21 protein-coding genes are annotated in these 23,827 nt (G+C 66.3%); 8 read left to right on the top strand and 13 right to left on the bottom strand.

Going from position 1 to position 23,827, the window contains the following annotated elements; translation table 11 throughout:
• Positions 1-40: 40 nt before the first annotated feature.
• Positions 41-673, top strand: a complete 633-nt coding sequence (locus tag ACZ46K_RS23105; RefSeq protein WP_054810014.1) for a maleylpyruvate isomerase family mycothiol-dependent enzyme — start codon at positions 41-43, stop codon at positions 671-673.
• A gap of 4 nt (positions 674-677) precedes the next feature.
• Here the strand turns inward: ACZ46K_RS23105 and ACZ46K_RS23110 are convergent, their stop codons facing one another.
• From ACZ46K_RS23110 to ACZ46K_RS23120, 3 genes are read right to left on the bottom strand one after another with little or no spacing between them, the layout of a single operon-like run.
• Positions 678-1,421 (bottom strand): energy-coupling factor transporter transmembrane component T family protein, encoded by a 744-nt coding sequence (locus ACZ46K_RS23110; RefSeq protein WP_054810015.1) that lies wholly within the window; start codon positions 1,419-1,421, stop codon positions 678-680.
• Positions 1,421-3,436, bottom strand: a complete 2,016-nt coding sequence (locus tag ACZ46K_RS23115; protein WP_464744990.1) for an ABC transporter ATP-binding protein — start codon at positions 3,434-3,436, stop codon at positions 1,421-1,423. The genes ACZ46K_RS23110 and ACZ46K_RS23115 overlap by 1 nt, the downstream gene beginning before the upstream one ends.
• A 29-nt stretch (positions 3,437-3,465) precedes the next feature.
• Complete coding sequence (locus ACZ46K_RS23120) at positions 3,466-4,833, bottom strand: WS/DGAT/MGAT family O-acyltransferase (protein WP_464749447.1); 1,368 nt, start codon at positions 4,831-4,833, stop codon at positions 3,466-3,468.
• 610 nt (positions 4,834-5,443) lie between these two features.
• Here ACZ46K_RS23120 and efeU point away from each other — a divergent pair.
• The 4 genes from efeU to ACZ46K_RS23140 all read left to right on the top strand — a co-directional run bounded on the left by efeU (position 5,444) and on the right by ACZ46K_RS23140 (position 9,143).
• The gene (gene efeU / locus ACZ46K_RS23125) at positions 5,444-6,331 is read left to right on the top strand and encodes an iron uptake transporter permease EfeU (RefSeq protein WP_464744992.1); all 888 of its coding nucleotides are present in this window, start codon (positions 5,444-5,446) and stop codon (positions 6,329-6,331) included.
• 46 nt (positions 6,332-6,377) lie between these two features.
• Entirely contained in the window at positions 6,378-7,517 is a 1,140-nt protein-coding gene (gene efeO, locus ACZ46K_RS23130) for an iron uptake system protein EfeO (protein ID WP_464744994.1), read from the top strand.
• Positions 7,514-8,755: an iron uptake transporter deferrochelatase/peroxidase subunit gene (gene efeB / locus ACZ46K_RS23135; RefSeq protein ID WP_464744996.1), complete on the top strand. Its 1,242-nt coding sequence runs from the start codon at positions 7,514-7,516 to the stop codon at positions 8,753-8,755. Before efeO ends, efeB begins: the two co-directional genes overlap by 4 nt.
• A gap of 121 nt (positions 8,756-8,876) precedes the next feature.
• Positions 8,877-9,143 carry a hypothetical protein gene (locus ACZ46K_RS23140; protein WP_054715804.1) on the top strand — a complete coding sequence of 89 codons (267 nt, stop codon included), beginning with the start codon at positions 8,877-8,879 and terminating at the stop codon, positions 9,141-9,143.
• On the opposite strand, the gene ACZ46K_RS23145 is transcribed toward ACZ46K_RS23140, so the two are convergent.
• The 7 genes from ACZ46K_RS23145 to ACZ46K_RS23175 form a co-directional block, all read right to left on the bottom strand.
• Entirely contained in the window at positions 9,138-11,906 is a 2,769-nt protein-coding gene (locus ACZ46K_RS23145) for a fumarate reductase/succinate dehydrogenase flavoprotein subunit (RefSeq protein ID WP_464744998.1), read from the bottom strand. The genes ACZ46K_RS23140 and ACZ46K_RS23145 overlap by 6 nt on opposite strands.
• A gap of 10 nt (positions 11,907-11,916) precedes the next feature.
• On the bottom strand, positions 11,917-12,645 hold the full coding sequence (locus ACZ46K_RS23150; protein WP_464749448.1) for an ABC transporter ATP-binding protein: 729 nt from the start codon (positions 12,643-12,645) through the stop codon (positions 11,917-11,919).
• 109 nt (positions 12,646-12,754) lie between these two features.
• Positions 12,755-13,903 carry an RNA-guided endonuclease TnpB family protein gene (locus ACZ46K_RS23155; RefSeq protein WP_054806855.1) on the bottom strand — a complete coding sequence of 383 codons (1,149 nt, stop codon included), beginning with the start codon at positions 13,901-13,903 and terminating at the stop codon, positions 12,755-12,757.
• Between the two features lie 93 nt (positions 13,904-13,996).
• Positions 13,997-14,836, bottom strand: coding sequence for an ABC transporter permease (locus ACZ46K_RS23160; RefSeq protein WP_054715265.1), 840 nt, complete (start codon positions 14,834-14,836; stop codon positions 13,997-13,999).
• A complete protein-coding gene (locus ACZ46K_RS23165; protein ID WP_054810345.1) occupies positions 14,833-16,257 on the bottom strand; it encodes an ABC transporter substrate-binding protein in 1,425 nt (474 codons plus the stop codon). The genes ACZ46K_RS23160 and ACZ46K_RS23165 overlap by 4 nt, the downstream gene beginning before the upstream one ends.
• A 19-nt stretch (positions 16,258-16,276) precedes the next feature.
• Positions 16,277-16,504 carry a 4Fe-4S dicluster domain-containing protein gene (locus tag ACZ46K_RS23170; RefSeq protein WP_054715267.1) on the bottom strand — a complete coding sequence of 76 codons (228 nt, stop codon included), beginning with the start codon at positions 16,502-16,504 and terminating at the stop codon, positions 16,277-16,279.
• Positions 16,501-17,262 (bottom strand): GntR family transcriptional regulator, encoded by a 762-nt coding sequence (locus ACZ46K_RS23175; RefSeq protein WP_054715269.1) that lies wholly within the window; start codon positions 17,260-17,262, stop codon positions 16,501-16,503. Before ACZ46K_RS23175 ends, ACZ46K_RS23170 begins: the two co-directional genes overlap by 4 nt.
• 459 nt (positions 17,263-17,721) lie before the next feature.
• Between ACZ46K_RS23175 and ACZ46K_RS23180 the strand changes: the two genes are divergently transcribed.
• From ACZ46K_RS23180 to ACZ46K_RS23190, 3 genes are read left to right on the top strand one after another with little or no spacing between them, the layout of a single operon-like run.
• On the top strand, positions 17,722-18,555 hold the full coding sequence (locus ACZ46K_RS23180) for an ABC transporter permease (protein WP_054715288.1): 834 nt from the start codon (positions 17,722-17,724) through the stop codon (positions 18,553-18,555).
• The gene (locus tag ACZ46K_RS23185) at positions 18,552-19,613 is read left to right on the top strand and encodes a taurine ABC transporter substrate-binding protein (RefSeq protein WP_464745001.1); all 1,062 of its coding nucleotides are present in this window, start codon (positions 18,552-18,554) and stop codon (positions 19,611-19,613) included. The genes ACZ46K_RS23180 and ACZ46K_RS23185 overlap by 4 nt, the downstream gene beginning before the upstream one ends.
• Positions 19,610-20,407 (top strand): ABC transporter ATP-binding protein, encoded by a 798-nt coding sequence (locus ACZ46K_RS23190; protein ID WP_054715279.1) that lies wholly within the window; start codon positions 19,610-19,612, stop codon positions 20,405-20,407. The genes ACZ46K_RS23185 and ACZ46K_RS23190 overlap by 4 nt, the downstream gene beginning before the upstream one ends.
• 59 nt (positions 20,408-20,466) lie before the next feature.
• Here the strand turns inward: ACZ46K_RS23190 and ACZ46K_RS23195 are convergent, their stop codons facing one another.
• From ACZ46K_RS23195 to ACZ46K_RS23205, 3 genes are all read right to left on the bottom strand, one after another.
• Complete coding sequence (locus ACZ46K_RS23195) at positions 20,467-21,621, bottom strand: LLM class flavin-dependent oxidoreductase (protein ID WP_464745003.1); 1,155 nt, start codon at positions 21,619-21,621, stop codon at positions 20,467-20,469.
• A gap of 213 nt (positions 21,622-21,834) precedes the next feature.
• Positions 21,835-22,173: a 4Fe-4S dicluster domain-containing protein gene (locus ACZ46K_RS23200; RefSeq protein ID WP_054808031.1), complete on the bottom strand. Its 339-nt coding sequence runs from the start codon at positions 22,171-22,173 to the stop codon at positions 21,835-21,837.
• The gene (locus ACZ46K_RS23205) at positions 22,170-23,762 is read right to left on the bottom strand and encodes an FAD-dependent oxidoreductase (RefSeq protein WP_464745005.1); all 1,593 of its coding nucleotides are present in this window, start codon (positions 23,760-23,762) and stop codon (positions 22,170-22,172) included. The genes ACZ46K_RS23200 and ACZ46K_RS23205 overlap by 4 nt, the downstream gene beginning before the upstream one ends.
• Between the last annotated feature and the right edge of the window lie 65 nt (positions 23,763-23,827).

A 23,827-nucleotide genomic window follows, 5' to 3' on the forward strand; every position in this document is an offset into this window, starting at 1 on the left:
CCGTCGGAATCGGACCTCCGAACCCGATATTGTCACCAGCGTGACCGACCACGATCAACTCTGGAGGCTGGTGCACGCCGAACGGTCGGCGCTGGCGGACGACCTCGCAGAACTCGATTCCGCCCAGTGGGCGTGTCGGTCACTGTGCGGTGAGTGGACGGTCGAGCAGGTCGTTGCACATCTCACCGCGGTCGCAAGTGTGGGACCTCTGCGGTGGGTCGCAAGTGTCCTCGGCGCCCGCTTCGATACCGACCTCCACAACGCACGACGACTTGCAGAGCACCTCGGCACCACACCCGACGACACCTTCGCGAACTTTCGACGGGTGCTCACCAGCACCACAGCTCCGCTCGGGCCGACCGCGGCATGGCTGGGTGAGGTGGTCGTGCACGCACAGGACATTCGTCGCCCCCTCGGCATCCCCCGCGCACCGGCCATCGAGGGAACCACAGAAGTCGCACGCTTCTATGCGCGAAAAGACTTCGCGGTGAACAGCGGAACCGCGGCCGACGGGCTGCGACTGACCGCAACGGACAGTGACTTCACCGCGGGTTCAGGGCTCGAAGTCAGCGGTCCGACACTGTCGTTGACCATGGCAATCGCAGGTCGCGGCGCCTACTGCGACGACCTCACCGGGCCCGGTGCCGAAATGCTCCGCGCGCGCTGTTCGTAACAGCTCACCCCAGAAGCCCCACCGCGATACACGCGGCGACCAAGACGATCACCACAACCAGATCACCCATCCCGAGTCGGGGCCATGTCCGCGCAACGGGTCGAGGGCCCCGCACCGACAGAGCGTCCCCGAGATCACGCACCTGCCGCATCGACACCGACGCCACCGCGCCCACCGCGTCGATGACCTCGTTCCACGAACCACGCGGCGACGGTATGCCGGCCCGCCCCCGCAGGCGTCGCGCCGCGAACAACATGCGCAGCTCCCCGCGGATCGACGGCAGCACCCGCAGCGCCAACGCGCAGGTGGTCACCCATTCGTCGACCGGGATACGCACCAGGCGCAGGGGCGCCAGGAGGACCGGGAGGGCGTCGACGAGCTCCGACAACCGCGTCGTCCACCCCACCAGCGACGCAAGAACCAACAGTGCGATGCCCAGCAGCGTCGCGCGGATGTACGTGTCGATACCTCCACCGATCGCATTGATGACCCCGAAGAAGACGAGGAACGCGAACACCCACCATGGGATGGTCGGCACCACCCCGCGCGGTATCCGCGCGACGAGCAGACCCGCGAGGAGCACGGCGACGATGACGCCGAGTCCGGCCCACGACGGCTGGAAACTCACCACCACCGACAGCACCGCGGCAGCAATCACTTTCGTGCCCGCCCACACGCGGTGCAGGGGTGTCTCGCGCGGAACCGGTCGCAGCAGGATCAGGGGGCGACGCTGACGTTGCTTCTTCATCACGCGACCGCCTTCGTTCCGTCATCGACGACGGTGCCGTCCTCGAGTACCACGGTGCGCGAGCACACCTCTTCCATGCCGTGCAGGTCGTGGGAGATGACGATGATCGTGACGTGTTCGACGGTCCGCAGGTACACCAGGATCGAGATCAGTTCGTGTCGGCCCGCGGTGTCGAGGCCCGCGAGGGGCTCGTCGAGCACCAGCACACGCGGTGCCCGCGACAGTTGCGCGGCGATCGCGACGCGTCGCATCTCGCCGCCGCTGAGCTGATCGATGGGTCGAACCGCGAGGTCGACGCTCAATCCCACCCGCTTCAGGACAGCAGCGACGTACCGGTGGTCGGTGCGGTCCAGACCCGCGACCTCGGAGATCTCGCGCGCCACGGTGGGGCGTTGAAGCTGTAGCCGTGCCTGCTGGAACACGAGTCCGACCTCGCCGCGCACGTTCGCGGTGGGAGTGTCGTGCACGGTGCATGTGCCGCTCGTGGGTCGCAGCAGACCCGCGATGGTCCATGCCAGGGTGGTCTTGCCCGACCCGTTGGCGCCGACTACCAGGACCCCCTCCCCCCGACCGACGGTCAGCGATACATTGCGCAATGCGGTGTGCGCCCACGGCGTGCGCGCCGCATACGTGTGGGTGACCTCGCGGAGTTCGAGGGCCGGGAGCCATTGCGCCGGCGGGACGGCAGGGATCGCCTCGCGCCGCGGTGTGGGAGCGGACGGGCCGACGATGCGTCCCCGTTCCAGATGTACGACGTGGTCGGCCCGTGCGGTTTCGTCGTCGAGGTGGGTGATGAGCACGACGGTGGTGCCGCCGGCGGCGATCTCCCCGAGCAGGCCGATCAGCGCGGTGCGGCTGTCGGCGTCCACCATCGCGGTGATCTCGTCGGCGATGAGCAGTTTCGGTGAGCGCGCGAGTGCGGCGGCCAATGCCAGTCGCTGTTGCTGCCCGCCGGAGAGATCTTCGGTGGCGCGGTCGGTCATGCCCTCGAGTCCGACGCGGGCGAGCAGGGCGTCGATGTCGATGTCGCTGCTCGTTCCCCAGCGCAGGTCCTCACCGACCGTGCGGCCGAGCACCTGGGCCTCCGGATGCTGGAAGACCAGCACTGTCCCGTCCGGCGCGCCGAGCCCCACGGGGCCGGGCCGATCGACGAAACCCGATGTGGGGTCGAGGCCTGCCAGGATGCGGGCCAGTGTCGATTTGCCGGAGCCGTTGGCGCCGACGACCGCGACGAACTCGCCTTCGGTGATCGTCAGGTCGACGGCGCACAGCGCGTCGACGGTCGCATTCGGGTAGCGGTAGGAGACCGAGTTCAGTTTCACGGGCAGCGGGCCGGGTTCACGTTCGGTGGTCCGTTCCGGCCATCCCGCCTGTTGACGAGGCCAGGTGCTGCGCCGTGCGACGGATGCGAAGACCCCGAATGCCAGCAGTGCTGTCCCGACCACTCCGAGGACGACGGCGCTGCCGATCCACAGCCACCAGTAGGTCACGAGGAAGTCGATGGTCTCGTTCACCACGCGGCTCAGCTCCGGATCGGACCCGGCTGCCTCGAACGTGGTCAGCACGCCGCGCATGGTGTTGACCAGTGCCTCCAGCAGCAGGATACGGGTCTGTTCGAACACGACCAGCAGCCCGACGACCGCCGCCGCCACTGCCACACCCATCGGTACCGAACAGGCGAAGATGACGAATACCGCGGATCGTCCCCAGCGGCGTTGTGCGAACCCCACAAGCGTGCCGATCGATGCGAGCAGCACCACTGCCGCGACCGCGAACGGCCCACCTGCGATCAGCGCCACGACACCCGCTGCAGTGGTGGCAGCGATGACGGTGCGCACACGACCTGTGATGGCGAGGAACGCGACGGGCAGCGCGACCAGCACCTGCGCGATCCCCACCGGAATCAACCCCGCGACCACCGACAACACCGCAGTGAGCGCTCCGAACACTGCCGCGGCGGCAAGCTCGGGCGGTCGAAGTGGTCCTCTGGTTCTGGTTCTGGTCGCCGCCTTCACTGGGCCCAGTCTGCCAGCGTCCGCGCCTGCTATTCGAACGCGCGCTCCAGGGAGTCGAGTTCGGCGTCGAGTAGATCGAGCAGCGGCTCGAGCCGCGGCACCGTGCGACTGCAGGATGTCAGACCGAACGCGATGTCGTCATCAGTGCTCGTGCACGTGATGTTCAGGGCCTGCCCGTCGACTGGAACCGACAGCGGATAGACCGCATCGACGCGAGCACCGTTCCAGTAGAGGGGGTGCGCCGCACCCGACACGTTCGACACGATGATGTTGAACGGTGGCCTCGGCAGCGCACGGTTCCCGGTGGCCATTCCGACAGCGAGCGGCGCCACGCCCAGTGCGCTCGTCGCCAGCCGCGACACTGCGGGCATGCCGCGCATCGCGTCCTTGCCCTGGGTCGTGGACTCACGGATCGTTCGGAGACGTTCGGCCGGGTCGTCAGTGTCGGTGGCGAGGTTGCACATGAGGACGCCGACCTGATTTCCGGAACACTCCTTGTCCGGTCGCAGACTCACCGGAACCATCGCCACGAGCGACCTGTCGGGCAGGGCGTCCTGGTCCAGCAGGTACGAGCGCAGAGCCCCGGAGGACATCGCGAGGACGACGTCGTTGACGGTCGCGTCGGATGCCGTGGCGACCGCGCGGAGTCTCTTGAGTGGCCATGACCGGGCCGCGCACCGGCGTGCCCCGCTGATCGGGACGTTGATGACGGTGTTCGGTGCGGCAAGCGACAGTGATCCACCCCGACCCCGTACTGCCCGTTCCACCGTCCCGGCGAGCGCCGGGACGAGTCCGCCGGCCTCGGACAGTACGGTCCGCACTGTCCGGAGGGCTGCTGTCGGGAGCGCAACTCGGGAGTCGCGGGTGTGTACGGGTGCGTCCACCGGTGCCCACGGGGCGGGCATCGCGGTTCGTTCGAGATCCGGGCTCAGGGCACGCCGCAGCAGTTTCATGGCGCCGACGCCGTCGGCCAGCGCGTGGTGAATCTTGGTGTACACGGCGTAGCGGCCGTCGGCGAGACCTTCGATCAGGTGCATCTCCCATAGGGGCCGATCACGGTTGAGCAGCGTGCCGTGCAGTCGCGATACGAGATTCCACAGTTCGTCGAGTCCACCCGGGGCAGGCAAAGCATCGAGGCGCACGTGATGGGACAGATCGAAGTCGCGGTCGTCTTCCCAGGCCCACTGTCCGAAGGTCGAAATCGACCGCACAGCGCGCCGACGCCACAGTGGATCGGCGTCCGGTTCACGGAGCGCCTTGTCGAATGCGGCGCGTACGTCGTCGGCATCACCGCCCTCCGGGGGACGGAAGAGAAGAAGTCCACCCACATGCATCGGGTGGTCGCGAGATTCTCCGAGAAGAAACATCGAGTCGGTCGGCGACATCGGCGGTCGAATGAGCACGTTTTCCTCCACTCGGGTTCCGAGCAGCTTGTCGGCGGGTCCCCTGCGACCCGACCGTGATCGTTTCTCCACGGCGCCCCCGCGCACGATATGTGAAACGTCACTATTACTACGCCGTTCCGTGACCTGGCGCCAGAGTGCCGAAGGGCCTCATTCGGACAGTCGCTCAGCCTTTTGCCCGGTTTGCCCTCTACGGGACACATCGAGGTCCATATGTCCCGTAGCCCGCGCCCCTCCACCGCCACCGCTCGCCCGATATGTTCCGCGTGACCGCCCTATCGTGGGTTCGCCGCGAGCCTGGGCAGCTTCACTCTGTTCGGGGCGCTCGGCTGGACCGCACTCGGATCGGAGGTCGGGGCACTCGGCCAGTACTCACTCGGACCCTGTACTCACTCGGACGTTGCCTACGCCGTCGTGCGACGCATGCGGTCGACGGCAGAGCACAGCACAGCACAGCACAGCACAGACGAGTAATGGAGCGCTCCAGCTCGGTAATGCGCAGGTAATAGCACGAAAGCCCCTCCCACAGAGGTGGCCGATGGGTGTATGTTCTTGTCCGCGCGACTCAGTGAGGGTCGGCTCACCTCAGTACGGGAGTTGCTCCATGTCCGCTCTGGCTGCAGGCTCCGATGCACCGTCCATTGCCACTCAGCTGGTGGGGTCCGGGCTCATCGGCCTCCGCGAAGGGCTCGAAGCCGGCATCGTCGTCATGATCCTCGTAGCGTTCATCGTCAAATCCGAACGACGCGATGCCCTCAAATGGGTGTGGCTCGGCGTCGGGATCGCTGTCGCGTTGGTCGCTGCCACGTTCCTGATCATCCATTTCGGGACGAACACGCTCGACGGTCTGGCCGCCGAGATCGCGGCGGGCATCGCCTCACTCATCGCGGTCGTGATCGTCACGACCATGGTGCTGTGGATGCGTAAGGCTGCCCGGACGATCTCCGGCAACCTGAAGTCCGGCATGGAGAAGGCGCTGGTCGTCGGACCGGTCGCAGTGCTGTCCCTGTCGTTCTTCGCGGTCGGCCGTGAAGGTCTCGAAACCGCGTTGCTGATGGTCGGCTACGCCGAGAACACCGCCGGTAGCCCGTGGCCGCTCATCGGGCTCCTGCTCGGAATCGCCGCCGCCGCCGGCATCACCGTGTTGATGTATCTCGGCGCGATCCGAATCAACATGGCGAAGTTCTTCATCTTCACCGGAGCGTTCCTCGTGGTCGTGGCGGCAGGGATCCTCGGCTACGGCGTGCGTGCATTGCAGATCGGCGGGGTACTGCCCGGTGGCACGTCCCTTGCCTTCGATGTGTCCGACACCTACGACGCCGGCAGCTGGTACGGAACGGTCCTCGGCGGCATCTTCAACCTCCGCCCCGATCCGACGGTCCTGCAGTTCACCGCGTGGCTCCTGTACCTGGTCGTCGTCCTGTTCCTGTTCCTGAGGCCGCTCACGGTCGAGGAGCAGATCCGCCCGTCGCAGGCCGCCGCCACCCCCTGATTTCGCCCGTCCGCGATCCGTGTGCGCTCGCTCGAAAGGTACGAATATGCGTCGTTCCCTCTACTGCGTCGGGGCTGCCGCCCTGCTGCCGTTGGTCCTCGCCGGATGCACGGAAAAAGCGTCGCCCGACACCGATGCGATCACGGTGACGGCCACCGACACGTCCTGCGACGTATCGACGGCAGAGGGCGTCACCGGCCATTCGACCTTCGCCATCACCAACAACGGCACCAAGGTCACCGAGTTCTACGTGTTCGCCACGGGCGACCGCGCGCTCGGTGAGGTCGAGAACATCGGCCCGGGCCTGACTCGGCAGCTCATCGTCAGTATCCCCGAAGCCGGTGAGTACGAGCTCTCATGCAGGCCGGGCATGGTGGGCGACGGTGTCCGCCAGCCGTTCACCGTCACCGGAGACTCCCAGGCGGCAACCGACGCCGACGGGAAACTCACCGAGGCCGCCGACGGCTACCGCCGCTACATCCGAAGCCAGACCGAGGCGTTGGTGACCACCACCGGCGAGTTCGTCGCCGCGGTCAAGGCCGGCAATGTCGACGAAGCCAAGCGGATGTTCCCCTTGACCCGCACATATTACGAACGCATCGAGCCCGAGGCCGAAAGCTTCGGCGACCTCGATCCGCGCCTCGACCTGCGCGAGGCCGACCTCGAACCCGGTCAGGAATGGACGGGCTTCCACCGCATCGAGAAGGACCTGTGGGTCGACGGGCCCCAGCCCGACACGAACGCCATTGCCGATCAGCTCGTGGTCGACATCCAGGAGCTCGCGGACCTGGTGAATGCAGAGGACTACATGATCGATCCCACCCGCATCGCGGGCGACGCACAGGGCCTCCTCGACGAGATCTCCACCTCGAAGATCACCGGCGAGGAGGACATCTTCTCTCACACCGATCTCTATGACTTCCAGGCCAATGTCGACGGTTCGCAGGCTGCGATCGCCGCTCTGCGTCCGGTCCTCGACGAGCAGGATCCAGAACTCGGACCGGTGATCGACAGTCGGTTCGCCGACCTCGATGCAGCCCTGCAGCAGTATCGGGAAGGCGAAGGGTTCGTCTCCTACGACACGGTGACCGCACCGCAGCGTCAAGAACTGTCCCGCTTGCTCGACGCACTGTCCGCTGAAGTCAGCAAGGTTCAGGGTGTTGTTGCGGAGGCATCGGGGCAATGACCGAGAACCCGGGGATTACCCGCCGCCGACTGTTCGGCGCGGTGGGGGCCGGGGCGGTGATCGCAGGAGCGGGTGCGGTGATCGGCAGAGCCACCGCACCCGAATCCGACACGACCGACGGTGTCGTCGCGTTTCGAGGGGCACATCAGGCCGGGGTGGTCACTCCGGCGCAGGACCGCTTGCATTTCGTCGCGTTCGATGTCACCACCGACAACCGTGACGCGTTGATCGCGCTGTTGAAGACGTGGACCGAGATGGCCGACCGGATGACCGCCGGCCTCGAGGCCACGGAGGACGGTGCGACAGGCGACGGCGCCTATCGTCCACCGAGCGATACCGGTGAAGCACTCGACCTCGGCGCATCGCACCTCACACTCACCATCGGATTCGGTCCGTCCCTGTTCGACGACCGATTCGGGCTCGCCCACCTCAGACCCACAGCACTCGAAGACCTCCCGCACTTCCCGGCCGACAATCTCGACCCGACGCGTGGCGGCGGTGACATCGCCGTCCAGGCGTGCGCCGACGACCCGCAGGTCGCGGTGCACGCAATCCGCAATCTCGCACGCGTCGCGTTCGGAACCGCATCGGTGCGCTGGTCGCAACTCGGTTTCGGGCGGACCTCGTCGACGTCGACATCGCAGACGACGCCGCGGAACCTGTTCGGATTCAAGGACGGAACGAACAACCTCAAAGCCGAGGATCCTGCCGCACTCGACCGGTCGGTATGGATCGCACCCCCAGATGATCAGCCCTGGCTCGGCGGCGGCACGTATCTCGTGGCGCGACGCATCCGGATGCTCATCGAACAGTGGGATCGTGCGGTGCTCGGCGAGCAGGAAGCGGTCATCGGGCGAGACAAGAGAGAGGGCGCACCGCTCGGGAAGACCCACGAGTTCGACGAACTCGATCTCGAATCCAACGGTCCCGACGGGCCGTTCATCCCCACCACCGCGCACGTCCGGCTCGCGTCGGCGCAACATCTCGGTGGCATCGAGATCCTGCGTCGCGGTTACAACTTCACCGACGGGTCCGACGGCTTCGGCCATCTCGATGCTGGTTTGTTCTTCATCGCCTTCTGTCGCGACCCACTGACCCAGTTCGTGCCGATGCAACTCGCGCTTGCCCGGTCCGACGCTCTCAACGAATACATCCAGCACGTCGGATCGGCGGTGTTCGCGTGCCCGCCCGGTCCCGGCGAGAACGAGTACTGGGGCCAGACTCTCTTCGAGGCCTGACCTGAGGCCAGGACATTCCCCGAGTCCTGGCCCAGGCACAAATTTCGTCCGAGCGCAATGTAACGAAAAGAACACACTGGACGACACTCCTATCGAGGCATGCAGAACAAAGGGGTTCACCGTGGCACACGAGCAGTTGCTGTTCATCGGACGTCCGGACGCAAATGAGATCGCGCACTGGAGCACGCTGCGCGAACTTGCTCCGCAGCGAGGCTGGGTCTCCACCCGTAAGTTCGACCCGGGCAAGGTCGTGTGGGCGGTTGCAGCCAGCAGCGTCCTGGCCGACGAGGCGGAGGTGGTCGCCGAGGTTCGCAAGGCTCACATCCCCTGCACTAGCGCGCTCGACGCGATCAAGGACGCCTACTCGGCTGCGCATCTCTCCTCATAGAGTGCATGGTGTGGATCCGAGCCCGGGGATTCCGGGCGCGGATCCACCTCCTCGACCGACGGGCGCACCCGCCCCCTCAACGACGAGGGCTCGGCGCGCGTACGCCCGCACATCGGCATCGACATCGTCGAGGGCGCCGGTCAATGCGTCTCTCGCCTCCGGTGTCGCCGACCACTGCATCAACGACAACACAGCCGCTTTGCGCACGTCGAGATGAACATCCTCGAGCGCTCCTGCCAGCACGTCGACAGCAAGATCCGGATCGGCCCCGGCCAGCCCGCGCGCAGCGCCCTGACGCACCTGCCACGCTGATTCCCGTAGCCCCTTCACGAGCGTGCCTGCATCCTGCTCTCCACATCCGAGCGACGCGAACGCGGTCAGCGCGGCCGCCCGCACCAGCGGGTCGGTATCCGCGGCGAGCGCGCGAACGGACTCTGCGCCTCCCCTCCCGATGGTGGCGAGTCCGTGGGCGACGACGACACGGACTTCACGATTGGGGTCCGCAGACGCGTCGGCGACCGCTTTCCACTCGTCCAATGAGACCAATGCGCGGATCGCCTCGACCCGCACGCGATGATCGGGATCCGCGACCGCCTCCAGGAACTGTTCGCGCCGCCCGGCATGCCGGGAACGCAGCACGTCGACGGCCGTCGCACGAACCAGCGGATCGGCCGAGCGGAGGTATGCGGCGATCCTCTCCACCTCCGGCAGGACTTCCACGAGTTCCCGCACACCCTCGGCCGCGGTGCGGCGCACCGCCGGACCTGGGTCTCCCAGCGCCTCGATCAGCGCCACGGAGAATCCCTCCGGTGTGTTCTCCGTCAGCACCGACACCGCGGTTGCCCGCACCTGCGGATCATCGCTCTGCAGAAACACCTGCAGGTCGGCGACCGTAGGTTCGTCCAGGCGCAGTAGTGCCACGATCTGCGGCGACGACGGATGCTCCGGTTGCGCCGCCGCCTGTTCACGTTCGGCACTCGGGGCGCGACCGACCCGGATCTCGGGTTGCGCGAGCGGAATCACCGACCGATCGGCCGGCGGGAGGTGATCGTATTCGGGGACAGACACCAGGTAGGGGGCAACCGGACGCTTCAGGAATTCCATCGTCCCGTCGGCGCCGCGCCGAAGGTTCAGGTGATAGCCCCAGGTGTCATCGTTCTGTTCCGGGATATCGGCGCGCTCATGATAGAGCCCCCATCGGCTCTCGGTGCGCACCAGCGAACTGCGCGCGGCCATCTCGGCGCAATCCCTGATGAAAGTGACCTCGGCGCACCGCATCAGCTCGTGCGGTGTGCGAGCGCCCATCTCTGCGATCTCGTGGGTCATGCGGTCGAACGTCTCCACCGCGATCGACAGTTTCGTGCCGGTCTTCGGCGGTGCGACATAGTCGTTGACGAACCGGCGCAGCTTGTATTCGACCTGGGGTTGCGGTGGGCCGTCGGGATGTCGCAGGGGCCGGTAGATCAGTTCGTGGGCGTCCGCGAGTTGGTCTGCGGGCAGATCCGTCGGCGGCGGCACGTCGTCGAGAGTGCCGGTTGCGTGCGCTCCGGCGAGGTCGCCGTAGACGAATGCCCCGATCATGTAGTTGTGCGGAACACATGCCAGGTCGCCCGCGGCGTAGAGCCCCGGCACGCTGGTCGCGCCGTGCTCGTCCACCCACACGCCTGATGCCGAATGTCCACTGCACAAGCCGATTTCGGAGACATGCATCTCGATGTCGTGCGTGCGGTAGTCGTGGCCACGGTTCTCATGGAATGTCCCGCGCGTGGGTCGCTCTGTGGTGTGCAGGATCGACTCGAGCGAATCGAGGGTTTCCTCCGGAAGATGGCTCACCTTCAGATAGATCGGCCCCCGCGCCGATTCGATCTCACGTCGAACTTCCGAAATCATCTGCCCGGACCAGTAATCCGAGTCGACGAACCGCTCCCCCAGCGCGTTCACCTGGTAGCCGCCGAACGGGTTCGCGACGTACGCGCAGGCAGGACCGTTGTAATCCTTGATCAGCGGGTTGATCTGGAAGCATTCGATGCCGCTCAACTCTGCACCTGCGTGGTAGGCCATCGAGTACCCGTCGCCGGCGTTGGTGGGGTTCTCGTAGGTTCCGTACAGGTACCCGGACGCGGGGAGTCCGAGCCGGCCGCACGGACCGGTCGCGAGGATCACCGCTTTGGCGCCGACCGCGACGAATTCCCCGGTCCGGGTGTTGAGCGCGGCCGCACCGACGGCGCGTCGCCCCTGCGGGGTGTCGGCGGTGAGGACACGCACGGGCATGAGCCGGTTCTCCATGCGGATCTTCTCCCGCATGTCCCGGCGCCGAAGCACCCGGTACAGGGCTTTCTTGACGTCCTTGCCCTCCGGCATCGGCAACACGTACGACCCCGAGCGGTGCACGCGTCGCACTGCATACTCGCCGTACTCGTCCTTCTCGAACTTCACGCCGTACTTCTCGAGTCGCTGCACCATCGCGAAGCCACGGGTGGCGGTCTGATAGACGGTGCGCTGGTCGACGATGCCGTCGTTTGCGCGGGTGATCTCGGCGACGTAGTCCTCGGGCTCCGCCTTACCGGGAATCACGGCATTGTTGACTCCGTCCATCCCCATCGCGAGGGCGCCCGAGTGTCTCACGTGAGCTTTCTCGAGCAACAGCACGTTCGCGCCGTTCTCGGCGGCGGTGAGCGCGGCCATCGTGCCCGCGGTGCCGCCTCCGATCACCAGCACATCGCAGTCGAGCCGCACAGCATCATCAAGATCCGGAATGTCCATCGTGTTCTCCTCAGCGCTCGAGCGCGGCGAGCAGTGCGCTGCGCACGGCGCGTGTGTCGGGACGGTCGGCTGCGTCGGCCACGCGCGGGTGCGGGACGTCGAGGAGTTCACGTAGCTCTCCGCCTCGTCCCAGCACGGCCGCGCGGTCGCCGAGCAGCACCGCCTCGTCGACGTCGTGGGTGACGAAGACGACGGTGGTCGGGTGGGTGCGCCATGTGTCGATGAGCAGGCGCTGCATGGCGCCGCGTGTCTGGCTGTCGAGGGCTCCGAACGGTTCGTCCATCATCACCGCGCGTGGCGCTCCGGCGAGCCCCCGTGCGAGTTGGACGCGTTGACGCATACCGCCGGACAACGATTTCGGTAGGTAGTCACCGAATCCGGTGAGGCCGACTTCCTCGATCCACCGGTCGGCTGCCTCGCGTCGGCCCGCTCGCGGTTCGCCACGCAGCGACAGTGCGAGGCCGATGTTGCTGCGGACGGTACGCCACGGCAGCAGCGCGTTGTCCTGGAATACGACGGCACGGTCGCGGTCGGTTCCGGTGACGGGCTTTCCGTCCGCGCGCACTTCTCCGGAGTCCGGGACGAGCAGACCTGCGAGTGCACGCAGGACCGTCGATTTGCCGCAGCCGGACGCTCCGGTGAGCACGAGGATCTCGCCGGGCCGCACGTCGAGGGACAGCCGCCGGACGACGGGGGTGCCCGTGTAGGAGAGGGTGACGTCGTCCAGGTCGAGGGTCATTCCGCTGATCACACTGTTGACGTCCTCCCGGCCGTGAACGACCGGGATTCCTACTGCAGCACGCCGTGCCGCTTCGGTGGGTTCCTGTTTCACAGAGCCGCGCTCCTCGCTAAGCGGGGAGACTTACCGTCTCTCCGCAGGCGTTTCGCCTCTCCGCCCGTCCGGCGGCGAGGATGTTCCGTGCTGCATTCAGGTCGCGATCGTGGACCACACCACACCCCAGGCAGGTCCACACCCGCACCGACAACGGCTTCCGGCCATCCCGCACCCCACACACCGAGCACAGTTGCGACGACGGAAACCAGCGATCCACCTTCACGAACGTCCGCCCATACCGGGCAGCTTTCTCCTCCAACAGCCGGGTGAACATCGCCCACCCGGCATCGTGCACCGACTTCGCCAACCGCGTCCGCGCCAAACCCGCGACACACAAATCCTCGACGAACACCGCTTGATTCTCGCGGATGATCATCGTGGACTGTGTGTGCGCCCACTCGCTGCGGGCATCGGCCACCCTCGCGTGAGCTCTCGCAACCTTGATTCGGGCTTTGGCCCGATTGTTGGAGCCCTTCTCCTTGCGGGACAGATTCTGCTGGGCCTTTCGCAGTTTCCGTTCGGCGCGTCGAAAGAACTTCGGGGACTCGATCACCTTTCCATCCGAGAGCACCGCAAATGTCGTGAGCCCGAGGTCGATCCCCACCTCGGAGTCGAGTTCGGGCATCGGCTCGTCGGTGGTCTCCACCACGAACGACGCGAAATAGCGGCCCGCCGAATCCTTGATGACCGTGACGCTGCTCGGCTCGGACGGCAACTCCCGCGACCAGGCGACTTTCAGCTCGCCGACCTTCGCGATATACAGTGTCCGGTTGTCCCGGACACTGAACCCGTTCCGAGTGAGCCGGATCGATTGCCGAGTGTCCTTGCGAGATCGGAACCGCGGAGCCCCCACCCTGCGACCCTTCCGCTTCCCGGACAGCGACTCGAACCAATTCCGATACGCGCGACGCGCGTCCTGACAGGCCTGCACCAGCACCACCGACGACACCTCGCCCAGCCACACCCGCGCCGGGGTGCGTTTGGCCTCGGTGACCACCTGTTTCTGCACGGCGGTGTCCGACAGCCGCACCCCCGCCGCGTACGCGTCTTGTCGGGCGCGCAGTGCATCGTTGAACACCACCCGTGCGCATCCGAACGACCGGACCAGCATGTCTTGCTGGCCGGGCGTCGGATACACGCGGTAGCGGTATCGAAGTTGCACGCCCGCACCATACAAGCGACCACCGACACACACCGCTCGAGGGATCGGTTATCCCGGCCGTGAACGACCGGGTTTGCGCCGAAGATAGTGCGGTCATCGCTGTTCTCCTCGTGGCAGCCACCGGGTGACTCGGCGACCGAGCAGTTCGACCGCGCCGGAGGTGGCGAAGCCGAGCACTCCGATGGTGATCATCCCGACGAACACTCCGGGGTAGTCGACGATCGTGTACGCCTGCCACGTGCGGTAGCCGACGCCGAGACGTCCGGAGATCATCTCTGCGGAGATCACGCAGATCCACGCCACTCCGAGTCCCACGGACAATCCGGAGAACACCCCCGGGAGGATTCCGGGAAGCACCACACGTGCCAGCACATCCCACCGGCTTCCGCCGAGTGTGCGCACCGAGTCCTCCCACAGGGTGGGCAGTGCACGAACCGCATGCCGGGTGCTGACCATGATCGGGAAGAACGCGGCGACGAAGGTGATGAACACGATGCCGGCCTCGTCACTGGGAAAAAGCAGGATCGCGACGGGCACCACCGCGATCGCCGGGATCGGGCGGGCCAACTCCGCGAGCGGTCCGATGGTGTCCGCGGCCATGGACGAACGTCCCAGCGCCACACCGACGATCACTCCGATCACGGCGGCGAGACCGAATCCTGTGAGGATGCGGAGGAGTGATTGAGCGAGATCGAGGTAGAACAGGTCGCCGCGCAGTTGCGCGCCGAAGGCTGCGAGGACATCGGTGACGGTCGGCAACGTATCGAACCGCAGCCAGATGCGGACGTCGTGTGCGGTGAGGAGCTGCCACAATCCGACCGCGGCCAGCACGGATATGCCGCGCAGCAGGCGTGAGCGCCATCGTCTGGTGGTCGGTGTGTCGGCAGCCTCCTCCTCGGCGAGGCCGACGGATTTATCGACGACAGCGGTCAAGGTCGCACCTCGTTCACGGCGGTGTCGTAATCGACGATGGTGGCGGTCGGGTCGGTCGCGAGATACCGATCGACCGCGGCGTGCGTGATGAACGGCAAGTATGTGTCTCCGTCGCGGACCCACAGCGCTTTGTCGGCAAACCAGCGGGTGCCCAGTTCCGCGTCCGGAACGTATGCGGCGCGGATCGTCTCACCGGCTGCTCGCGCGTGCTTGACCGCACGCAGCAGGCACGTCGGGTCGGCCGCGACCTGGGTCGTGTCGGCGCCGTCGAACCAGATCTCTCCTGCCAAGGCCGGGTCGGTCGCATCGGAACCGCACACCGGGTCCGCGCCGGTGACCTCGGCGGGATTACCCGTCTGCGCGAGGGTGACGTCGTAGTCGAGCCCTTCGGCCTCGAATGCGGTGCGCAACGGGCCGTCGTCGACGAATCCGTCGATCGACAGTTCCTCGAAGTCGCCGATCGACTTCAGGTACGGCACATCGCCTTTCAGTGCGTCGACCAGATGCGGCTTGAGGGTGGTGTCGAACGACGTGCCGCCCGGGCCGTTGTACAGGTACACGACTTCCTGCGGCAGACCGGAGTCCTCGGCGACGATCCGTGAGGCTTCCAGCGGTTCCTTCTGGATGAACCGGGTCGCGTCGAGCTGTGCGCGCAGGAAGGCATCGAGCACTTCGGGATGGTCGGCTGCGTAGGATTCGCGCACCACCACACCGTGCAGCGTCGGGACGTTCAACTCTGCTCCGTCGTACAACAGCTGAGCTTTGTCCTGGAACACCAGAAGACCGGGCCAGGCCACGAACTGAGACAACGCCGCCACCTGCCCGGATTCGAGCGCTGACGAACCGACCTGGGGCTGCTGATTGAGAACCTCGACGTCGGTGTCGGAATCGACTCCTGCCCTGTCGAGTGCTTGTACCAGTGTGCCGTGGCCCGCAGACCCGACGCTGGCCGAGATCTTCTGCCCGGCCAGGTCGGTGAGGCTTCGCGCGGGCGACTCCGGTGGCACCACCACCATGTTGAGGGCGCCCTTCGGGTTGTATCCGGTGACCGAGACGATTTCGGTTTCCGCGTTCGGGTTCGATTGTGTCCGAGACCCGTTGATGAGCATCGGATAGTCGCCCATCGACCCGATGTCGATCTTCTCGGCGACCATCTGCGCGGTGATGGGTGCGCCGGTGTCGTAGTCCTGCCATTCCACCGAATATTCGACACCGGTCGAGTCCGTGAGCGTCTGCAGTCGCTGTTCGAGATAGCCCTGGGCGCGCAGCAATGTGCCGGCGGTGACGGTGTTGATGGTCTTCGACTGGTATCCGACGACGACGCGGACGGTGTCGTCGGATGAACCTGCGCCTTCGAGGGAGCAGGCGGCGGTTGACGAGACGGCGGCAACGAGCGCGAACGCCGTGACAGTGCGCTTCATGTGGTTCATCCGTTTCGGGTCAGCGGAGGAGATAGGGCATGTTCACGGTGACCGCGCCGGTGGGGCAGCGCGCGGCGCACGGACCGCAGTACCAGCACTCGTCGACGTGCATGAATGCCTTCCCGTTCTCCGGGTTGATGGCGAGTGAGTCGAGAGGGCAGATCTCGACGCACAGCGTGCATCCTGTGATGCACAGTGACTCGTCGATGGTGACGGGTACGTCGGCGCGCTGATTGATCAAACTCATGTGGTGATCTCCCACCCTGTCGGTTCCGGCCTGCGGGCAAGACTGCCGCGCATCGTGATTCGATCTCCGCGCATGCGGATGTACTCGAGGTCTACGGGACGCCCGTCGTCCAGCGCTGTGAGGCGTTCGAGCAGCAGGAGCGCCGCGTGCTCGGAGGTCTGCAGGAGCGCAGCGGAATGGGCATCCGCGGTGACCGCTTCGAGCCCGAGGTCCGCTCCCCCGAGTGGCCGGTCGCAGATCTCCTCGATGAGCGCGAACACGTCATTGCATTCGAGGTCGCGTTCGAGCAGTTCGGTTCCGATCTCGGGCTCGAGGTAGGTCTGGTCGAGACTCAGGGGCAGATCACCGAGATAGCGGAGTCGTTCGACGTAGACGACGGGACTGCCCGGGTCCAGTTGCAGGCGACGGGCAACAGCCGGGGGCGCGGTGATGACCGATGCGGCCCTCACCTCGTTGCGGACCTCACCGTAGCCGCGCAACGTCTCCTTCAGACCGAGCAGTGCGTCGAGCCCGTGTTCGTACTTGCGCCCGACGACGTGGGTTCCCACTTTCGGCGCCCGATCGATCAGACCCTCGTCCTTGAGCAGGGACAGTGCGGCGCGGATTGTGTTGCGGGATGCCCCGAACTCGTGCGCGAGGTCCTGTTCGCCAGGCAATGCCGATTCGTACGCGCCGCCGTGGATCTGCCGGCGCAACACGTCGGACACCTGTCGCGCCCGGTCGGAGCGTGGTTGGCGCAGCCGCGCGACGTCACTCATAATCTGTTCCCCCGAGAAGTTCGATTCGGACGAAACAGGACGATATCGCCGACGGCATCGAGCCCGGATCCGACGGCAAGTGACCGTATCGAGCCGCGGGACATTGCGCCGGTAAGGGTTCCGGATCGATAGAGGTACCCGGACTCACAGTCCGGTATTACGCCACCTCGCCATGCATTCCGCGAGTTCGAATCACGCTGATCCGAATTCGTCGAGTGCCGAGAGAGATCGCCCCCACTTCCGGAACGAGAGGTTTTTCGATCCGTAGCACGCGGGAAACCACTGTGGCCGTAGTTCGAATCGTCACGATTTCAACTGTGGACCTCGGTAGCCGACCTGCCCGAGGATGGTGCGGTTGAACATCTCGAAGGTACGGCCCGGATCGTCCGGCCAGGAGGTTCCGGTATGAGTTTCACCGCGCAGACGCCTGTGCAGGAAACGGACAAGGTGACGCCCGACATGGGCGACGCACCTCAGCATCGCCGATCCGGGCAACTACGCCGTATCGGCGGGCGTGTGCTCGCGCTGGTCGTGTTCCTGCTCGCATGGTGGGCAGTCACTGCCGCCGGCCTGATCAAACCCCTGTTCCTGCCCTCCCCGGGCGCGGTGTGGGACGCATTCGTCCAGGCCAACACATGGCACCGGGTCGCGCCGGGGGTCGATCGCCTCGTGCAAGGCGAGCAGGGCTACTTCCTGTGGGAACACCTACTCGCAAGCTGTCAGCGCATTTTCGCCGGTGTAGGTGCAGCCATCATCGTCGGCCCGCTCCTCGGGTTCGCGATGGGCATGTGGCGGCCACTGAATACGCTGCTCGAGCCCTATCTGAACTTCCTGCGCGCACTGCCGCCGCTCGGCTATATCGGCCTGCTGATCGTGTGGTTCGGCATCGGCGACACATCGAAGATCTGGTTGCTGTTCCTCGCAGCATTCCCCGCGATCACGATCGCGACCATCAACGGAGTCCATTCGGTCCCCCGCGATTACATCAATGCGGTTCGGTCACTCGGCGCCAACCGGCTCCAGGTCCTCGCCCACGTCGTGCTCCCGTCGACCGCGCCGGAGGTTCTCACCGGGATCCGCATCGCCGTCGGGTTCGCGTGGACCACCGTGGTCGCAGCCGAACTGAACAACGGAATCCCCGGTATCGGTGGTCTCGCCTATCTTTCCGGTACACAGCTCGACACGCCACTGACGATCGCGTGCATCGTCGTCATCGGCATCACCGCTCTGGTTCTCGACGCACTCATCAAATGGATCGGCGTGCTGGCCGTGCCGTGGAAAGGAAAATCGTGAAACGCACAGTCCTGTACGTCTCAGCGGCCATCGCGGCCACTGCCCTCCTGTCGGGTTGCGTATCATCCGATCGTGAGACCTCGCCCAGCGGCGACACGTCCTCCGACTCGCAGGCCTGCCCGTTCGAGGTCGACGAATCCGTCACCACCGACGCGCGCATCGCGTTCCAGGACATCCCCAACGGCGACCTGCTCGTCAAGGATGCCGGCATTCTCGAGGCCTGCCTCCCTAACGCCACGATTTCGTGGAACCGTTTCGCATCGGGCGGCGACGTGGTGCAGGCGTTCGGTTCGGGCAGTGTCGATCTCGGGCTGCTCGGGTCCAGTCCCGCCACGAAGGCATTGTCGGCGCCGCTGAACATCGGCATGCAGGTCATCTGGATCCACGACGTGATCGGCGCCGCCGAATCATTGGTCGTCCGCGACCCCGCGATCACCTCGGTCGAACAGCTCGCCGGTAAGACGATCGCGACGCCGTTCGCGTCGACCGCGCACTACAGTCTTCTCGCCGCTCTGGATCGGGCGGGCATCACCGACCAGGTCACGCTCGTCAATCTCGCCCCGGATGCGACGGTCGCAGCGTGGCAGAGCGGGGAGATCGACGGCACCTGGATCTGGGAGCCCACCCTGTCGCAGCTCACCGACGGACACGTGCTGCTCACCAGCGCCGACACCGCCGCCGAGGGTGTTCCCACCTTCGACCTCGCCGGTGCGACCCGCGATTTCATCGAGAGCAACCCCGAGTTCATGGAGACCTGGACGCGCGCGCAGGACTGGGCCGTCGAGCAGCTGCTCACCGATCCCCAGGAAGCGTCCGTCGCACTCGCGGTGCAGCTGGGCATCACCCCCGACGAGGCAACTCAGCAGCTCGAGGGGCTCGAGTTCCTTCGCGCCTCCGACCAGGCTTCACCCGAGTACCTCGGCGGCGCGATGGCAACCAACCTGCAGTCCACCGCGGAGTTCCTGCTCAGCCAGGGCGAGATCACCGAGGTCAGCGCACCCGAGACATACAGCAACGGTGTGTACGTCGACGCAGTGAACGCGGTCGCGGAACAGTGACCGGCACACGGACGGCCCCCGGCCGAGTCGAATTCTCCGGGGTCTCGAAGGCGTACGGCGACGGAGCCACCGCGGTGCGCGCGGTCGACACCACCGACCTGACGATCGAGCCCGGCGAATTCGTGTGTCTGGTCGGGCCGTCCGGGTGCGGAAAGACGACCGTGCTCCAGATGCTCGCCGGTTTCGAGCAGCCCACGAGCGGATCGATCCGCATCGGTGACGACGTCGTCACCGGCCCCGGACCCGAACGTGGGGTCGTGTTCCAGAAACCCAATCTCTTCCCGTGGAAGTCCTTGCGCGCCAACGTCGAACTCGGACCGCGCCTGCGCGGGGCGTCGAAGGAGGATCGTCGCGCGCGGGCCGAGGACATTCTCGAGATGGTCGGGCTGGCCGATTTCGCCGATCGCCGCACCTACGAACTGTCGGGCGGTATGCAGCAACGCGCCCAGATTGCACGGGTGCTCGTCAACGATCCCCGCATCATCCTGATGGACGAGCCGTTCGGCGCGCTCGACGCGTTGACCCGCGAGAAACTGCAGCTCGAGCTGCTCAGCATCTGGCGCGAGCACCACCGCACGGTCCTGTTCGTGACGCACAGCGTCGACGAGGCCGTGCTTCTCGGCACCCGGGTGCTCGTGATGAGCGCCCGCCCCGGCCGGATCATGCAGGACATCCCGATCGAACTTCCCGAGGACTCCACGGACGAGCGACGGTCGGCCACCGTGCGCACATCCACGGAGTTCGCCGCATACAAGGAGACGATCGCAAGCGCGATCTACCACGCGCACAGCTGATCACACCACGAAACCCGGCCGCGTCCTCGCTCGAGGACACGGCCGGGTTCGAGTCTCGATCAGAGGGCGAACGCAGGCTTGCGGTCGGCACCGACTCGATCCGGATGCGTCCACAGTCCTCTGCTCTCGAGGATCGGCAGCACACCTTCGCCGAACCAATATGCCTCTTCGAGATGCGGCACGCCCGACAGCACGAATTCGTCGACGCCCGCCGCCCGGTATTCCTCGATCAGCGACGCCACCTCGGTGTGGCTGCCGACCAGTGAGGTCCCGGCGCCACCGCGCACCAATCCGACTCCGCTCCACAGACCCGGGTGGATCTCGAGGGTGCGGGCACCACCGTCGTGGCGTCGTGCGCTGCCGTGCAGTTCGCTCATGCGACGCTGGCCTTCGGATTCACTGGCCGCGAGGCCGGCCTGTGCGAGCGCGATGTCGTCGGGGTTCATGTCGTCGAGCAATCGTTGAGCTTCGTCCCACGCCTGCTCGGAGGTGTCGCGGCTGATCGTGTGCAGGCGGACGCCGAAACGCAGCGTACGGCCGAACTCGGCTGCCGCGGCCCTGACCCGTGCGATCTTCTCCGCAACCTGGGCCGGTGGCTCACCCCACGTCAGGTATACATCGGCGTGCCGGCCGGCCACCGGAAGCGCCGCGGGCGACGACCCCCCGAAGTACACGGTCGGTGTCACGGCCGGGGTCTTGTCGAGCCGTGCGCCCTCGACGTGAACGTGCTTGCCCTCCAACGACACCAGATCGCCGCGCCACAGCCCCCTCACCACGCTGAGGAACTCGTCGGTGCGCCGATACCGTTCGTTCTTCGGCTGGAAATCGCCGTACGCACCCTGTTCGCTGCTCTCACCACCGGTGACGATGTTGATCAGCAGTCGCCCGTCGGAGTGCTCCTGGTATGTCGTCGCCATCTGCGCGGCCAGCGTCGGCGACAACGCGTCGGGACGGAACGCCACGAGGAACTTCAGTCGCCGGGTCTGCGGCACCAGCATCGCCGTGGTGACCCACGCATCCACGCACTGCAGGCCCGTCGGGGTCAGCGCGGCCTCGAATCCGAGCTGCTCGGCGGTACGGGCGACCTGGCCGAGATAGTCGAGGGTCGCGGGACGGTCGCCGGCGTTCGCGCGCAGGTCGGCGCCGTGCCCACCGCCGACGATCGAGCGGCTGTCGCCGGAGGTGGGCAGGAACCAGTGGAAGGACAGAGACATGAGAGGAATCCTCGAGGTGTGGGAACCGAGCAGGCATCGTCTTGCCCGATCACCACGGTGATCGAGCGGAGCCTACGTTCGACAGCGCTCGGTGCCGGTGCGACACAGGTCCACATAGAGCCGCCAGCTGTGCCAGACCGTGCGCAGCGACGCGGGCTGCGGTCGATCGGTGGCGGACATGGCTGTGACCTCTGTGTTCTGCTGCACGGACGATCACGACGATACCAGGCGCGGTGGTGGCGCACCACGCGGAAGCTCGGGCCCCACCGCGACACGAGATCCCGCGATCCGTCCACTCCCCCAACCGATCTGCGCCCGATATTGCCCGATCTGACCATCGCCATTGCCCTGCGCCTCACGTGGTGTCGACTGCGGATGCACGAACAGCGCGTCGGTCGGGCAATACGCCTCGCACATGAAGCAGGTCTGGCAATCATGCTGCCGCGCGATCGTCGGGATTCCCGACTCGGTGCGATCGAAAACGTCGGTCGGGCACACGTCGACGCACTTGTCGCAGCCGATGCACGCGTCGGCCAGCAGGATCTCGATCACGATGCCACCAACACCGAATTGCGCACCGGAACGGTCCGCGCCCACACCTCGTCGAGGCCCCCGGTGAGAATGTGATGATGCTGGGCCGGATCGAGATCCGGATGATCCGCGCGTTTGCTCATACCGCGAGTCTCGGTGCGGGCCGATGCGGAGTGGTAGGCCCAACGGCCGACGGCCGTGATCGCCGCAGCCTGTCTCGCCCGGATACGGTCCGTGCCAACGCCCGGGGTAAGGCCGAATGCGAGTGCCGTCCACAGTGATTCGAGCTCGTCGATCGATTCTTGCAGTCCCACGCCGTTCCGAAAGAGGTTCTTCTCGTACGGAATCAGCTCGGCGCGCGCCGCCGCGAGCACTGCAGCGGCGTCGAGCTCGGTGCGCTGGGCCGGTCGCAGCCCAGCGCGACCGGCCCCGTGCAGGTCACGAGCCCGCACCCCGGCGACGTGTCGCGCGAACTGGGCCGCCCCCCGCCCGGCCCAGCTTCCCGACGACATCGCCCACGCCGCGTTGTGGCTACCACCCCCGGTGAAGCCACCGCAGATGCGTTCGCGGGTCGCGGCGTCCCCCGCTGCATACAACCCGGGTACCGAGGTCGCGCACGTATCGTCGACGACGTCGATGCCGCCCGTACCACGCACGGTCCCCTCGGCGAGCATCGTCACCTCGAACTTGTCGGTGAACGGGTTGATTCCTCGCCGGTCGAACTGCAGGAAGAAGTTCGGCTGGCCGAGCCGCATCTGTCGCTGCACCTCGGCGTCCGCCCTATCGAGCTGAGCCGATACCGGCTCGCTCTGCAACGTCTTCGCGATGATCGAACGCCCCTTGCTGGATCCCGCGCCCTCGAGCACGCTGCCGTCTGCGTGGAAGAAGGTCGCGTAGCCGTAGTACGCGGTCTTGGTGATCGTCGAACCCGCTGCCGCAATCCCGTAGGCGTTGGCGAATTCCATACCGGAGAAGGAGGCGCCCACCTCGGCGGCCATGAGGGCGCCGTCGCCGGTGTCGACATTGGTACCCAACGCACCGGACAGAAACGCGCAACCTCCACTGGCGATCACCACCGCCCCCGCCGTGATCCGGTAGTCGCGATCGGCCTGCCGCTGGTATCCGGCGGCGCCGCGCACGACCCCGTCGCGGTCGACCAACAGCTCCAGCGCCGGTGAGTGATCGAGGATGCGGACCCCGAGCCGCTGGACCCACGCCCGCATGCGCCGCATGTATTCGGGGCCCTGTACACCGGTGCGGATCCGGTGTCCTGTGTCGGGGTCGACCGGGAACGGATAGCGCCCCTCGTCGCCGAGAAGGTGCATGTTCTCGTAGGTGCGGTCGAGCACGCGGTCCATCCACGCGTGGTCGGCCAGATACCCGCCGAGCGCTTCCCTGCTCGCTTTGGCTTTCGCCCGCTGCTCCGGGTCAGGTGCGATGTACCAGACTCCGGTTCCGGACGGTGCTGTGGCGCCGCTGGTTCCGCAGTATCCCTTGTCGACGAGGATCACGTCGGCACCGGCCTTGCGCGCATTCAGTGCGGCCCAGGTGCCGGCGGGCCCGCCTCCGATGACGAGGACGTCGGTGGCCAGATCGAGAGGTTCGGTCATGACGAAGATCATTCCGATCCCGCGCCCGGCCCACCACGTCTGAAATCAGCGTGATGCTAAAGACC

It is taken from the genome of Rhodococcus sp. JCM 9793, from assembly GCF_055380405.1.